The organism is Dyella tabacisoli (genome assembly GCF_003350925.1).
Lineage (GTDB): Bacteria > Pseudomonadota > Gammaproteobacteria > Xanthomonadales > Rhodanobacteraceae > Dyella_C > Dyella_C tabacisoli.
Genome location: NZ_KZ857178.1, coordinates 156,769 through 171,295, shown reverse-complemented (window position 1 = coordinate 171,295; position 14,527 = coordinate 156,769). Strand labels below are relative to the sequence as shown.

General features: G+C 60.4%; 10 protein-coding genes. 4 read left to right on the top strand and 6 right to left on the bottom strand.

The genetic code is table 11. The features are described from left to right. Positions 1-123: 123 nt before the first annotated feature. The 3 genes from DVJ77_RS14580 to DVJ77_RS14570 all read right to left on the bottom strand — a co-directional run bounded on the left by DVJ77_RS14580 (position 124) and on the right by DVJ77_RS14570 (position 5,612). A complete protein-coding gene (locus DVJ77_RS14580) occupies positions 124-2,337 on the bottom strand; it encodes a hypothetical protein (protein WP_114846234.1) in 2,214 nt (737 codons plus the stop codon). Positions 2,338-2,505: 168 nt separating this feature from the next. After that, complete coding sequence (locus tag DVJ77_RS14575; RefSeq protein ID WP_114846233.1) at positions 2,506-4,164, bottom strand: MFS transporter; 1,659 nt, start codon at positions 4,162-4,164, stop codon at positions 2,506-2,508. 62 nt (positions 4,165-4,226) lie between these two features. Continuing rightward, positions 4,227-5,612, bottom strand: coding sequence for a DcaP family trimeric outer membrane transporter (locus DVJ77_RS14570; RefSeq protein ID WP_225428014.1), 1,386 nt, complete (start codon positions 5,610-5,612; stop codon positions 4,227-4,229). Positions 5,613-5,896: 284 nt separating this feature from the next. Between DVJ77_RS14570 and acs the strand changes: the two genes are divergently transcribed. Both acs and DVJ77_RS14560 read left to right on the top strand, forming a co-directional pair. Further along, positions 5,897-7,837: an acetate--CoA ligase gene (gene acs, locus DVJ77_RS14565; RefSeq protein ID WP_114846231.1), complete on the top strand. Its 1,941-nt coding sequence runs from the start codon at positions 5,897-5,899 to the stop codon at positions 7,835-7,837. A gap of 25 nt (positions 7,838-7,862) precedes the next feature. After that, positions 7,863-8,531 carry a response regulator transcription factor gene (locus tag DVJ77_RS14560; RefSeq protein ID WP_114846230.1) on the top strand — a complete coding sequence of 223 codons (669 nt, stop codon included), beginning with the start codon at positions 7,863-7,865 and terminating at the stop codon, positions 8,529-8,531. 6 nt (positions 8,532-8,537) lie between these two features. Here the strand turns inward: DVJ77_RS14560 and DVJ77_RS14555 are convergent, their stop codons facing one another. Next, positions 8,538-11,990: a hybrid sensor histidine kinase/response regulator gene (locus tag DVJ77_RS14555; protein WP_191983701.1), complete on the bottom strand. Its 3,453-nt coding sequence runs from the start codon at positions 11,988-11,990 to the stop codon at positions 8,538-8,540. A gap of 116 nt (positions 11,991-12,106) precedes the next feature. On the opposite strand from DVJ77_RS14555, the gene DVJ77_RS14550 reads away from it, so the two are divergent. Together DVJ77_RS14550 and DVJ77_RS14545 are read left to right on the top strand one after the other, a co-directional pair. Next, positions 12,107-12,751 (top strand): 4'-phosphopantetheinyl transferase family protein, encoded by a 645-nt coding sequence (locus DVJ77_RS14550; protein WP_114846229.1) that lies wholly within the window; start codon positions 12,107-12,109, stop codon positions 12,749-12,751. Positions 12,752-12,824: 73 nt separating this feature from the next. Then, positions 12,825-13,568 carry a pyridoxine 5'-phosphate synthase gene (locus tag DVJ77_RS14545; protein ID WP_114846228.1) on the top strand — a complete coding sequence of 248 codons (744 nt, stop codon included), beginning with the start codon at positions 12,825-12,827 and terminating at the stop codon, positions 13,566-13,568. Positions 13,569-13,683: 115 nt separating this feature from the next. Here DVJ77_RS14545 and DVJ77_RS14540 read toward each other — a convergent pair whose 3' ends face one another. Both DVJ77_RS14540 and DVJ77_RS14535 read right to left on the bottom strand, forming a co-directional pair. After that, positions 13,684-14,100 carry an ExbD/TolR family protein gene (locus tag DVJ77_RS14540; protein ID WP_114846227.1) on the bottom strand — a complete coding sequence of 139 codons (417 nt, stop codon included), beginning with the start codon at positions 14,098-14,100 and terminating at the stop codon, positions 13,684-13,686. A 5-nt stretch (positions 14,101-14,105) separates the two neighbouring features. Continuing rightward, complete coding sequence (locus tag DVJ77_RS14535) at positions 14,106-14,519, bottom strand: ExbD/TolR family protein (protein WP_114846226.1); 414 nt, start codon at positions 14,517-14,519, stop codon at positions 14,106-14,108. Positions 14,520-14,527 lie beyond the last annotated feature (8 nt).

Here is a 14,527-nt window from a genome sequence, read left to right as displayed (position 1 = left end):
GCGCTCGCGATGTCTCAAGCAACGCGACACCGCGCCAGACTAAAAGCTCGCCTCGGTCAGCTCCCTCCCCTACTTGTAGGGGAGGGTTGGGGAGGGGGGCGAGCTTGCGAAGGAGCCAACCTGTTACCGAGGCGCGAGCTGCTCTTCCAGCGTCTGCGCCATCGCCGCCACCGGATAATGCTGCTGCAACTGGCGCTGCAGCTCGGTGAACACCGGCGTGGAGATAGTCCAGCCAAGCGGTACCGGATAATCGCCATGGCACAAGCGGAAATGCCACAGCATGTCGTCTGGCTGCAACGCTTGCAGCAGTTGCACGCGGGCGTATTCACCACGCGCGCTGCGGGTATCGAGCAACGCCTTCAGCGGTGCCGTCAACTCACCGCTGGAAGCACGCTGCGTTCCATTCAACACAGCCGGACAAGCGGTCGAATAAAGCGGTACGACCTGGGCCGGATCATGCTGCGTGACGAAATCGGCGATGTCAGGATCATTGCTGATATGCAGCACGATAAAGCGTAGCGTCTGCCCGCGCTGCATGGCGATCGCGCGCAATTGCTGCATGACCTCCAACAACGTGGTGGTGCCTGAGTTCTCGAAATAGCCGCCATCGACCAGTTGCAGGTGTGACGGCGACGGTGATGGTGTGGCCGCGGTATTGAGCGTGCCGGCCGGGCTGAGGTAGGTGAAACGTGCGCTGTTCAATACCACCTCGCTCAACGGCACCCGTGGATCGAGCCAGGCTGAACCGTCGAACGCCGCCGTCCAGATCGGCTGTGTCGGAGCTGGCGTTATCGACATGGCAATCGGGCGGAATGGATGCTGGATAAAACGGCGTCCCTCGGCCACGGTGGTGCTGTTGAGAAATAGCGCCGGCATGCGCGTATCGAGCTGTCCATCGCTGCCGCGATAAAGCGCAGCAAAAGGTTGTGCAAACGCATCCACCCCATGCTTCTCTGCCGCCTTTTCCCACGCGCGGGTGAGGGCGCGGGAGCGGTCGTCAAACCACGCGCCAGGCAACCAGCGCTGGGTAAAATCGACGAAGAACATATTGGCCAAGGTCGGCGCCAGAAAGTCGTGCTTGAGCAGGCTTTGCGCTCGCGCCTCCAACGGGGCGTTTCCCGGTGGGTTCGACTGATGCAGCAAGGCCACGTAGCTGGCCAAACCAAGACTGCCGCCGGAGACACCACTGCCAGCGAACATGTAACGCCCCAGTAAAGGCTCGTCGGCTTTGTTCGGCTGTCGCTCGCTTATCGCGTCGGTAAGCCTGCCCAGCACCATCGCCGTCCAGGCAGCGCCACGAATACCGCCACCTTCGGAAGAGACCAACACCACCGGACACGTTGCACGCCCTGCGCAACGATCGTCCAACCACGCTTTGGCGTAGTCATCGAAGCTGGGTCGTGTCTCTGCCCCCACCGTCGCCGGCAACTGATGCGTGCTCATCTCGGGATACTGCCGCACGCGATGGTTGTCGTTTAATCGCAGCGTGTGCAGCAACAGGCTCAACAGCAACAGGCTGCTCAGCACCGGCAGGCCACGCCGATCCGCCAGCATGCACACAAAACCACCGCTGAGGCATAGAAAACTCGCGGCAATCAGCAAGATCGCCAGCGGTCCGATGCCATCCAACAACTCGGGCCACCAAACGATCAAGACGGTGGCGGCAATGTTCAGCACGATAGTCGACGCGTACAGCCGCAGAGGAAATCGACCCAAGTCGAGCACACTCGCCACGCGCAATTCCTCACTCGGCTGAACGCACATCGGAGCGGCTTTCGCACGCCGAAACATGGCATTCAGCACGCGTCGCCGTAGAAAGCAAAACGCGACCAGCAAGACGGATTCAAGCAGCAAACCCATCGCGCGCCAACTGCGCTGCCGACAATCCACCGTGATCTCGCACGGGCCATGCTCTACCCCATGCAACGCCATCAAATAGCCGAGCAGCACCAGCAATGGCACGGCGGCGCCCAGCAATCGCGGCAACCAGTTGCGCAAGCCGGCGTTTTGCGGATCTTGCAGGGCCGGCCAGCGCGGATAGCTCAACCGATAGGCATTGCGCGCCGCATACCAGATCGACAACCCGGCCAACGCGCTACTCGCCAATAGGCCCAAGTAACGGTCCGCATCGGGGTCGCTCCACACCGTAAATAGAAATAGCTCGGACACCTGGTCCGCACCCACCGCGGCAAAGACAGCTATTGCCAGGATCAGCAAAGTGACGCGCACCGGTTTAGCGTGATCGATCAAGCTCGAAATCGCTTGCTCCAACCAGGATCCCGCGCGCGACAAACGGCCGAGTTCGGTGGTCTCGGCAACCCGGTGATGAGTCCGCATATGGCTCCCCTATCGCCACCCCCTGGCGCTGGAACCGAATGCTACGCCTGCCGGATGTTAGAACGCCGTGATACCGAAAAAAAAAGCCGGCCACTTCATGGAAACCAAAAGCGCAGCGGGCTTTCCGCTGCGCTTTCTTATTCGTGCATCCACCCATCGACCGCGCAATCAACCGCGAATATCGACGTCTTTGGTCTCGCGAAGAAAGAATAAGCCGATGAAAAACCCAGCTACCGCGACAATGATCGGATACCACAGGCCATAGTAGATATCGCCCTTCCACGCGACCAGCATGAAACCGATGGTAGGCACGAAGCCGCCGAACCAGCCGTTGCCGATGTGATACGGCAGACTCATCGAGGTATAGCGGATACGGGTGGGGAACATCTCCACCAGCCAGGCGGCAATGGGGCCATAAACCATGGTGACGTAGAGCACCAATATCGTCAGCAGCAAGATCAGCATCGGATAGTTGGAACGTGCCGGATCGGCCTTTTCCGGGTAGCCCGCTGCCGTCAACGCCGCGCCGGTCTTCGCCCCGAATGCTTTGCCTTGAGCGGCAAAGGCAGGGCTATCCAACGTCGCGCCTTCGAACGAATCGATGATGGCGGCGCCGATTTTCACCTGTGCCACGCTGCCCACTGCCGCTGCCTGATTGGCATAGGGGATGCCTTTCTTGGCGAGGAAGCTCTTGGCTACATCGCATGAGCTGGTGAATTTGGTCTTGCCGACCGGATCGAACTGAAAGTTGCACGCGGCAGGGTCGGCGATAACGGTGACTGGCGCACTGAGGGCGGCCTGCTCGATCGCCGGATTGCCGAAGTGGGTAAGCCCTTTGAAGATCGGAAAATAAGTCATTGCGGCCAGCAGGCAACCTGCAAGCACAATCGTCTTACGGCCGATCTTGTCCGACAACCAGCCAAAGAGCACAAAGCACGGTGTGCCTAGGGCGAGTGCGCAAGCGGTAAGGAGAATCGCCGTGGTGCTGTCGATCTTCAGACTCTGGGTAAGAAAATACATTGCATAGAACTGGCCGGTATACCAGACCACCGCCTGACCTGCGGTGGCGCCGAGCAAAGCCAGAATCACCAGCTTGAGATTCTTCCACTGGCCGAACGCTTCGGTTAGCGGCGCCTTGGACGTCTTTCCTTCTGCCTTCATCTGCTGAAATACCGGCGACTCCTGCAACTGCATGCGGATATACACCGACACGACGACCAGCAGCGAGGAGATCAGAAACGGAATGCGCCAGCCCCAGCTATCGAAACGCGCATCGCCCAAGCCAAGACGGGTACCGAGAATAACCAGAAGCGACAAGAACAAGCCAAACGTCGCGGTGATCTGGATAAAGCTGGTGTAGAGACCACGCTTGCCCTGCGGTGCGTGCTCTGCCACATAGGTCGCCGCGCCGCCATACTCGCCGCCCAACGCCAGGCCTTGCAGCATGCGCAGCGCGATCAGGATCACCGGCGCAATCATGCCGATGCTGTCGTAGCCGGGTAGTACGCCAACCAGAAAGGTCGATACACCCATGATGATGATGGTGATAAGAAAGGTGTATTTACGCCCGATCAAATCCCCGATGCGGCCGAACACGATCGCGCCGAACGGCCGTACCGCGAAGCCGGCGGCAAACGCCAGCAACGCGAAAATGAACTGACTGGTTTCGTTGAGGCCGCTGAAAAAATGCTTGCCGATCAAGATCGCCAGCGAGCCGTACAGATAAAAGTCGTACCACTCGAACACGGTGCCGAGGCTGGATGCCAACACCACGCGTTTGTGGCTGACGTCGAGGGTTTTGCCGGTGTCGCTGGCGGTTGTTGCCATGTGAATTTCTCTCAACCGTGTGGGAATCACCCCCTCCCTGCATGCCAAGGGAGGGGTTAACGTCAAAACGCGTATTTGGCCATGAACTGCAGGCGCTGCAACTTGCCGTAGTCACCGCTCTCCAGCGCACGGCGGGCCCAGGTGTATTCGGCGCCGATATCGAGCTTGGGCATCGGCGAATAGATCAGGTTGAAATGCACGCTTTCGGTGTACTTGTTCGCGGCCAGACCAGTCAGTGTGACATCGTTGTCGAGGCCATTACGGGCGAACATTACGTTGCTGCGCAGCTTCTCGTTGAAGGCGTGCCGCCAGGACACATAGGCTGCCCACAGCTTGCGCGATTCGATGCTGCCGTTGGCATTGAGCGCGCCGTCGGCGGTGATATTGGCCAGGCCGATATAACGGCCGATGCCCTTGCCGTAAGTTGCCGCGTAACGGATGTCGTCGTGGCTGCTGACATTCCACTTGCCCATCACGCTGCCGCCGATACCGGTCGCCGAACTCTTGGCGGTGACGGGCTTATCGTTGCTGCCATCCATACGCAACTGGCGCACTAGACCGGCAATGCCGATAAAGCCCCAGTCGCCTTTCCAGGTGTAGCGCGCGGTCAGGTCAGGCACGGTGTTGTGATCGGGCGAGATCTGCGTGCTACCGCCGTGATAAGGGGTCAATGTGGTGTGGGGGTTTTCCAGCGCCACGCTGAAATCGCCGGTCGTGTAGCGCAACTGCGCCTGACGCACGAACACGGTGCCATCGGTGGGTCCGATAAAGTCCACCGCCTCGGGTAGCGCATTGGGGTCCATGAAATTGGTCCAGGTCTGGCCGGCCAGCCAGTTGTTCCAATACACATAGGCATGACGCAAGGTCAGGCCATAAGTGTTGGTGGCATTTTCATTGCCCAGCGAGTTGCCGAAGAAATCCCACTCGAAGAAGCCGCCGACTTTGTCGCCGTTGTCGGTAAGGCTGTCCACACCGATGTTGAAGCGTGAAAATTTGGCGTGCATGTCGCTGTAGTTAGCCGACTTGCCGCCAATCGGGGTGCTGCCGGGCAAGTACAGATCGCGCGCGGCCGCCTGATCGCCTAGATAACCGTTGGTGTGCGTGCTCAAGGCCTCGGCGCGAATCCAGCCGCCCACCTTGACCTTGGTTTGCCCATAGGCGTTGCCTGGCGTAGTCAGCACCACTTCGTGATCGCCCGGTTTGGCGGCGGTAATGGTTTGTGCAGGTACGCCGGCGGGCGTGGCTTTCTGTGGCTGGGCCGCGCCTGACTGGGCCGCACTTGATTGGGCCGCACCTGATTGAGTCGCGCTTGATTGAATCAGGCCTTTCAGCTCGGCCAGTTGCTGCTCTAACTGCGCTACCCGCTGCTCCAGCTTCTGTTCGCGGCTGTTGTCCTGGGCCTGGGCGGCCAACGGCAAGGTCAGTGCACAAGCAACGCTGATGGCCATTATCTTGCTGCGACATGGCCGATGATGTGACGTCATGGCTCGTCCTCCCCTCATCAATGACCGACCGAGCATGGCGATGCTGCGCCGCACGCGACTATTAGCCATTGGTCTTAGCGATCCATTCGGGCCATCCGTTTAGCCATGCTCGACTAAGGTCGAATACATCGCGCCAATATCCGTAACGCCAGCGCGAAGCTACACTCGCATGTCTGCCGCTTTCGATATGAGCGCAGCACCCATTTCACCCCTACCCCGCCCACGATGCGGATCTGCAGGAGGCTTTCATGTCTAAGCTTTACCCGGTCAATCCCGAGTTCGCCGCCCATGCACGGATCCGCAAGGACGATTACGCGCGTCTCTACGCCGAGTCGATAGGCAATCCCGAGGGTTTCTGGGGACGTATCGGCCAGCGCCTGAACTGGCTCAAAGCACCCACTAAGATCAAGAACGTTTCTTACGACCCGAAAGATCTGCACATCCGCTGGTACGAAGATGGCGAACTTAACGTGTCCGCCAATTGCCTCGATCGCCATCTGGCCGAGCGCGGCGACAAGACGGCGATTATTTTCGAAGGCGACGACCCGAACGATTCGCGCCGCATCAGCTATCGCGAACTGCACGCGGAGGTATGCAAGTTCGCCAACACGCTGAAGAATCTCGGCGTGCAGAAGGGCGACCGCATAGCCATCTATCTGCCGATGATTCCCGAAGCCGCAGTGGCGATGCTGGCCTGCGCACGCATCGGCGCGATCCACTCGGTAGTGTTTGGCGGCTTCTCGCCGGATTCGCTGGCCGGACGCATTGCCGACTCCGCTGCCAAACTGGTCGTGACTGCCGACGAAGGCGTGCGCGGCGGCAAGCGCATTCCGCTGAAAGCCAATGTGGATGCAGCGCTCGAGCGCCCCGGCACTCACAGCGTGGAAACGGTCATCGTGGTGCGCCGTACGGGAAGTGCCGTACCGATGCAGTCGCCGCGCGACCGCTATTACCACACGCTGATGGAAGGCCAGTCGGCCGATTGCCCGCCGACCCCGGTCGAGGCCGAACACCCGCTATTCATCCTGTACACCTCCGGCTCCACCGGCATGCCCAAGGGTGTGCTGCATACCTCCGGCGGTTATCTGGTCTTCGCCAGCTATACGCATGAACTGGTGTTCGACCTGCGCGAGAGCGACGTTTACTGGTGCACCGCCGATGTCGGCTGGGTCACCGGCCATAGCTATGTGGTCTACGGCCCGCTGGCCAACGGCGCCACCACGCTGATGTTCGATGGCGTACCGAACTATCCCGACTACAGCCGCTTCTGGCAGGTGGTCGATAAGCATCAGGTGAGCTTGTTCTATACCGCGCCCACGGCGATCCGTGCGCTGATGCGCGAAGGCGAGGCGCCGGTGAAAAAATGCTCGCGCAGCTCGCTGCGCCTGCTCGGTTCGGTCGGTGAACCGATCAACCCCGAAGCCTGGGAGTGGTACCACCGCGTGGTCGGCGACGAGCGTTGCCCTATCGTGGATACCTGGTGGCAAACCGAAACCGGCGGCATTCTCATCACCCCGCTGGCCGGCGCCATCGATGCCAAACCCGGTTCGGCCACGCTGCCGTTCTTCGGTGTCAAACCCGCCATCGTCGATGCCGCTGGCGCGGTGCTGGAAGGCGCCGCCGAGGGCAACCTGGTCATCACCGATTCCTGGCCGGGCCAGATGCGCACGGTATATGGCGATCACCAGCGCTTTATCGAAACCTATTTCAGCGCCTATCCGGGTAACTACTTCACCGGCGACGGCGTGCGCCGCGACGAAGACGGCTATTACTGGATCACCGGCCGCGTCGACGACGTCATCAACGTCAGCGGCCACCGTATCGGTACTGCCGAAGTGGAGAGCGCGCTGGTATCGCATCCCAAGGTTGCCGAGGCAGCAGTGGTCGGTTGTCCGCACGACATCAAGGGCCAGGGTATCTACGCCTATGTCACCTTGATCGCCGGCGAAACCGGCAGCGACGAATTGCGTAAAGAGCTGGTGGCCTGGGTGCGCAAAGAAATCGGCCCGATTGCCACACCTGATTATCTGCAATGGGCACCAGGCTTGCCGAAGACGCGCTCGGGCAAAATCATGCGGCGCATTCTGCGCAAGATCGGCGAGAACCTGCCGGATCAACTCGGCGATATTTCTACTTTGGCCGATCCGAGCGTGGTGAAAAGCCTGGTCGAAGAACGGTTGATTAAATGACCTTGGCCCATGTCTGATTTAACCCATGTCTGATGTGTTGATCGCCGACGATCACCCGCTGTTTCGCGATGCTTTGCAACGCGCGGTGATGGCGGCGCTGCCACAGGCACGAGTGCATAGCGCCGATAGCGTTCATGGCCTACTGGCCTTGATCGAGCAGTATCCCGAGGCTGACCTGCTGCTGCTCGATCTGCATATGCCCGGTGCGCGCGGCTACTCCGCATTGGCGCATATTCGCGGCCGCTATCCGGGCTTGCCGACGATTGTCGTCTCTGGCCACGAAGAGGTGCAGGTCGCGCGCCGCGCGCTCGCACATGGCGCGTCGGCGTACATTCCAAAATCCACGCCTGGCGAGGACATCATCACCGCGATCCACCATGTACTCGATGGCGACGTCTGGCTACCGCATCAGTTGCTTGGCGGCGGCGGCGGGCTCAAGCCCGACGAGGCCGATGTCGCCGCTCGCGTAGCCGCACTTACCCCGCAGCAATTTCGCGTGATGACCATGATCGCCGAAGGACTGCTCAACAAACAGATCGCCTACGACCTGGGCGTATCAGAGGCTACGGTCAAGGCGCATATGACGGCGATCATGCGCAAACTCGGCGTCAACAATCGCACCCAGGTCGCGCTCGCCGCAAGTCATCTGGCGGTGGATCAGGAAGGGTTGCCGCCGATACCCGACGACGAGTAACCCGCACTACCTTCGCACGGATGCGAGCAAGGCGCGTAACGCTGCCGGCCGTATGGGTTTGTGCATCAACGGATAGCCGAGCGAACGTGCCTGCTGCTTCAACTCACTGCTGCCGTCGGCGGTAATCATCGCTACCGACGGCAAGCTGCGAACCGCACCGCGCAGATAAGCCACTGCCTGCAGGCCATTCATTTCGTCGTTGAGGTGGTAGTCGGCCAGAATCAAATCGATCGGGCTACGTTGCAATTCGCTCAGCGCTTGCTGCACGTCGAGCGCGATACGGCAGTCCACCCCCCAGCGCTGCAGCAAAGCACGCATGCCATCGAGAATGGCGGCATCGTTGTCCAGGCAAAGCACGGTCAGCGGCAACTGCTCAAGTTGCGCCGGCATCGACCTCACTCGACGACGAGCCACCAGCGCTTCAGTGCGCGGCACATGTATCGCGAAGCAGCTACCGTGGCCGATTTTCGACGCCAAGGTCAGCCGGTGGCCCAGAATGTTCGCGATGCGATCGCAGATCGATAGCCCGAGGCCTAGCCCTTTCTCGCCCCACGGCGAGGGACGATCCAGGCGCTGAAATTCATCGAAGATGCGCGCGCGCTGTTCTGCTGGAATACCGGGCCCGGTATCCCACACCCCAATGCGTACTTCGCCGCCCACCCGGCGCGCACCCAGCAGTACACCGCCACTTTCGGTGTAACGCAGCGCGTTGGCGGTGAAATTTTGCAGAATGCGTCGTAGCAACTGTGGGTCGCTGCTTACGGCCAATTGGGTGGGTATCGCGCGCAGGCGCAAGCCTCGTTGTTTGGCGATTACCGCGAATTGCGCCTGCAACGAATCGAACACATCGGCCAGCGCAAATGGCCCTACATCGGGACGATAACTGCCGGCATCCAGACGCGATGTGTCCAATAGCGCATCGAGCAGATCCTCGGCTGCACGGAACGAGGCATCGATGCGCTCGGCTAGCTGGCCCGCTTCGGCATCGAGTCCGGGATGATGGCGCAAGGCCGAGGTAAACAATCGGGCCGCATTCAAAGGCTGCAATAAATCGTGACTGGCAGCGGCAAGGAATCGAGTCTTGGAAATATTCGCCGACTCGGCCTCACGGCGTGCATGCGCCGTGGCAACCAGCGCGTCGCTAAGCTCGGCCGTGCGTTGTTCAACGCGCTGTTCCAAGGTTTCGTTGGCTTCGATCAAGGCCTGCTCGGCATGCTTGTAGGCCGTTACGTCGGTATAAGTGGTGACATAGCCGCCACCTGGCAACGCGCGACCGCGCATCTCGATCACCGTGCCGTCGGGGCGGATACGCTGAAACAAATGCGCTGAGCCGGCGCGCATGTAGTCGATGCGTTTGTTCACATGGGCCTCGACCTCGCCTGGCCCGCATTCGCCGTGCTCTGCGTTCCAGTAGATCAAGTCGGCTACCGGCAAGCCTACATAGACCATGCCATCGGGATAGTCGAACAACTCCAGATAGCGGCGATTCCATGCGACCAGGCGCATCTGCGCATCGACCACGCTGATGCCTTGCGAGACATTTTCCAAGGTGGTGGAAAGCAGCTCGCGGTTAAAACGCAGCTCTTGCGAAGCTTCATCCATCAATGCCACGGCTTCGGCGATGTCCAGGCCGGAACCCGATAGCGCTCCCATCAAAATGCGCCGCGCACTTGCCGCGCCGACGGCTGCCGCAAGCAAGCGCTCGGTGTATTGAATCATCGCGCGATCGGCAGCCTCGCTCGCTTGCAGTGGGCGGCCCCGCCGCTCGCCATATTCGGAAAACGCGCGGGCGGTGCTGCGCAAGCCGACGATGCGCTCGGCTATCGTGCGCAAATCACCCACCACGACACGGCCGCGCCAATCGCCGGCACCGCTGCTTTCGATGGTGTAGGGGTCGATGAACATCGCCGCATGCAGCCGCTCTTCCAGACTCGGCCGAAAACGCAGCGAGATGAAAACCAGACAACCCACGTTGACCAGCAGCGACCAGAACGTGCCGTGCATCACCGGATCCCAGCCATGCAGGTGCAGCAAGGCTTGCGGTCGCAGCCAATCCATACCAAGCGGCCCCTGCACCAGCCAACTTGCCTGGTGATCCAGCGCAGGCAGCAGCAAGGTGTAGGTCCACACGGCAAACCCGCCAAGCAAACCTGTCATCACGCCGCGCCGGCTGGCTCCGCGCCAATACAGTGCCGAGATCATCGCCGGGGCAAACTGCGCCACTGCAGCGAAGGCGAGCAAGCCTGTCTCGGCGAGGTTGACGGTATCGGCCACGATGCGGTGATAAAGATAGGCCATGCCGGCCAGCGCGATGATCGCGATACGTCGTACCAGCAAGACCCACTGCGATAGATCTTCGCGCTGCTCAAGTCGAAGGCGGCGAATTCGCAACAGCGCCGGCATGATCAGGTCGTTACTAATCATGGTGGACAATGCCACGGAGGCCACTATGACCATGCCGGTGGCCGCGGAGAACCCGCCGAGAAACGCCAGCAGCGCCATGCCGCGATCGCCATAAGCCAGCGGCAGGTTCAGCACCCAGGCATCCGCGTTGCCGTCGCTGACCAGCGGCAGATGCATGCCGGCTGCGACAATCGGCAACACCGCGATGCTGACCACACCCATGTACAGCGGCAGTAGCCAGCGTGCGCGGTGCAGATCGTCCGGGTTTTCGCATTCGACCACGCCGATGTGAAACTGCCGTGGCAGGCAGAACATCGCGCAGAACGCCAACAGGGTCTGTGCCATGAAACCTGGGGTGACGCCATCGGCCAGCATTCGCTGCGGCAAGTGCATGGTTTCTTGCAAGCCTGGCCCGCGCCAAAGTGCATAGCCTGCCAAAGCGACAAAGACGAGCAGTTTGATTAGCGATTCCAGCGCGATGGCCAGCATCATGCCGTGATGGTGCTCCGTCGCGTCGATACTGCGTGTGCCGAACAAAATCGCGAAGGTCGCCAACAAGATCGCGCACCACAGCGCGCTATCGCCAAATGGCATCGGGCCCGATGCAGCAAGATCGCCAAGCACACCGTAAGACATCGACACTGCCTTGAACTGCAAGGCCAGGTACGGCACCACCGCGATGACCGCAATCAAGGCGACCAAGGCGCCAAGTCCATGCGACTTGCCGAAGCGCGCGCCGATGAAATCCGCGATCGAGGTTATGTTGCGCTGCCGTGCTACCAGCACCAGGCGACGCAATAAGCCGAAGCCGAACACAAACAGCAGTATTGGCCCGAGGTAAATCGGTAAGTAGGCCAAACCCTCCCGCGCCGCCGTACCCACTGCGCCATAAAACGTCCATGACGAGCAGTACACCGCTAACGCCAGACTGTAGATCAATGGCCGCAGCTTCGGTTGGCGTGGATACAGCGGCCGCCGATCGCCCATATAGGCCACCGCGAACAGCAGGCCCACGTAAAGCAATGAGATAAGCAGCAATACCCAGCCCGCAATCACCAGCGATACCTCTTTCGTATGTAATCGCTTGCATCCCCCGCCGACTCTCCTGCGAGCAAGCGCGGCAGCTATTTATCCGCTTGTGCGAATCGCCATAGCCCCGGCACCATGCGCGTATGAAAACGACAGATGGCCACGTCGCATCGAAAGTAGCAGAGCATCTGCGCGATGACGAGATACATGTGTGGCGGCTTGCCTACAGCCATCAGCAGGGGCGCGCGCCGCTACGTGCCTTGCTGGGCGCCTATCTCGATCATGCCGCCGAGTCGCTGCAACTGATCGACAGCGAGTACGGCCGCCCCGAACTTGCCGCTCCGCATGCCGGCAGGCTGGGCTTCAATTGGTCGCATAGCGGCGACCAGGCTTTGATTGCGGTTGCGCGTGATCTGGTGCCGGGTATCGATCTGGAGCAACTGCGCGATCGTCCGCGTGCACTGGAAATTGCCCGGCGCTATTTCAGCCCTGAGGAGAGCGCGGCCCTCGAATCCCTCGACCTTGAAGCACGCAGCGCGGCATTCCTGGAGCTCTGGACGGCTAAAGAAGCGGTGCTGAAAGCGCTTGGCCGCGGCCTGGCCTTTGGCTTGCATCGCCTGAACATCGTGATGCAGCCGGATCGCCTGCACTTGCAGTGGCTCGATCATGACGACGCCGCGCAATGGCAACTGCAGCGATTGCATCTCGATGCCGAGCATGTGGGCGCGCTGGCCTGGCGCGGACCGCCCCGGCAAATCCGCCACTGGACACTTGCTGCCGCCGATTGAACGGCGCACTGTTGCCAGCCCGCCGTATTTACCTGTTCTCCACGGCCCGATCCCTTTAGCCATTTACCCAGCCATGACTCTGCTTAGTGTCAATCTCAACAAGATCGCCGTGCTGCGCAATTCGCGTGGCGACGACGAGCCATCGATCACGCAAGCCGCCCAAACCTGCATCGATGCCGGTTGTGGCGGCATTACCGTGCATCCGCGCCCCGACCAGCGCCACGTCCGCCCGGACGATGTCCGTGCGCTCGCCGCCATGCTGCGTGGGCGGGTGGAATACAACATCGAAGGCAATCCCTTCGCACCGCCGCGCGGCAGTTATCCGGGCTTGTTGGCGCTTGCTCGCGAGGTACGGCCCACTCAGGTCACCTTGGTGCCCGATAGCGATGGCCAGATCACCTCCGACCATGGCTTTGACCTAACGCGCGACATTGAACGATTGCGTCCGCTGGTCGAAGAGCTGCTTGCCATAGGCAGCCGCGTCAGTCTGTTCGTCGACGCCGGCACGCGGGATTTCTCGGCTGCCGTAGCTATCGGCGTGCAGCGTATCGAGATCTACACTGGCCCCTATGCGCATGCCTTCGCTGCCGGTAATGCACACGAGCAACTCGCGCTTTGCACGGATACGGCCAAACGTGCGCAGCAAGCGGGGCTGGCCGTCAATGCCGGCCACGACTTGAATCAGGCCAACCTCGGTACATTCAAAGCAGCGATACCCGGTTTAGCCGAAGTCTCGATTGGCCATGCACTTATCGGCGAAGCGCTTTACGAAGGGCTGACGACGACCGTGCGCAACTATGTACAGATATTACGTTAGGCGATTCAGACGTCTACATAAAAATAAAAAACCGCAAAAACAAAAACCCCCGCACCAGGCGGGGGTTTTTGTGGGTAACGCTACATGAATCGGTTATCGAACGGATAACGCGAAATCACTGGCCTTCGGTGAAGCCGATCTTGGTCAGACCGTAGCTTTTCGCGTCGGACAACACGCGGGCAACATGCTCGTAAGCCACACCATCGTCTGCGTTGATCTGCACTTCCGGCTGTTTGGTCAGATCGCTCTGACCGCCGATGACCGCAAGCTGTGCTTTCAAACCCGACTCATCGACCGGCGTGTCGTTCCAGTACAACGCGCCAGCTTGATCGATCTTCAAACGAACCGGATCAGGTGGATTTTCCGGCGTAACCACATCCGGATTCGGCTGCGGCAGATCGATCTTTACTTTGTGGGTCAAAATCGGTGCCGTAATCATGAAGATGATTAGCAGCACCAACATCACGTCGACCAGCGGCGTGACGTTGATGTCAGCCATTGGCCCTTTACCACTACCAGAACTGAATGCCATGACTGTTACTCCTTGCCGGTCGTGATGAAACCGACATGGACCATGCCTTGCTCCTTGGCTGCGCCAAGGATCTTACGCACGATCTTGTACTCCGTAGCCTTGTCCGCGCGAAGCTGAAGTTCGGGCTGCGGCGACTTCGCCGCCGCAACCGCAAACTGCGCCTTCAACTCGGCATCCGTGACTTCGTTGTCATTGAGATACATCGTGCCATCGGACTTGACGGCCAGATCCATCGGTTCCACGAACTCCGAATCCGCAACCTTCGGATTCGCAGTCGGCAGTTCGACCGTGATCCGATGGGACATCAGCGGCGCGGTGATCATGAAGATGATCAGTAGCACCAGCATCACGTCGACCAGCGGCGTGACGTTGATCTCCGACATCGGACCGCCGGAACTGTCTCCGGTGCTCATCGCCATGGGTCAAT

Excerpts from the sequence above, each read along its gene's own strand:
- DVJ77_RS14580 (WP_114846234.1), bottom strand. The coding sequence starts at position 2,337 with ATGCGGACTCATCACCGGGTTGCCGAGACCACCGAACTCGGCCGTTTG.
- DVJ77_RS14575 (WP_114846233.1), bottom strand. The coding sequence starts at position 4,164 with ATGGCAACAACCGCCAGCGACACCGGCAAAACCCTCGACGTCAGCCAC.
- DVJ77_RS14570 (WP_225428014.1), bottom strand. The coding sequence starts at position 5,612 with ATGGCCATCAGCGTTGCTTGTGCACTGACCTTGCCGTTGGCCGCCCAG.
- acs (WP_114846231.1), top strand. The coding sequence starts at position 5,897 with ATGTCTAAGCTTTACCCGGTCAATCCCGAGTTCGCCGCCCATGCACGG.
- DVJ77_RS14560 (WP_114846230.1), top strand. The coding sequence starts at position 7,863 with ATGTCTGATGTGTTGATCGCCGACGATCACCCGCTGTTTCGCGATGCT.
- DVJ77_RS14550 (WP_114846229.1), top strand. The coding sequence starts at position 12,107 with ATGAAAACGACAGATGGCCACGTCGCATCGAAAGTAGCAGAGCATCTG.
- DVJ77_RS14545 (WP_114846228.1), top strand. The coding sequence starts at position 12,825 with ATGACTCTGCTTAGTGTCAATCTCAACAAGATCGCCGTGCTGCGCAAT.
- DVJ77_RS14540 (WP_114846227.1), bottom strand. The coding sequence starts at position 14,100 with ATGGCATTCAGTTCTGGTAGTGGTAAAGGGCCAATGGCTGACATCAAC.
- DVJ77_RS14535 (WP_114846226.1), bottom strand. The coding sequence starts at position 14,519 with ATGGCGATGAGCACCGGAGACAGTTCCGGCGGTCCGATGTCGGAGATC.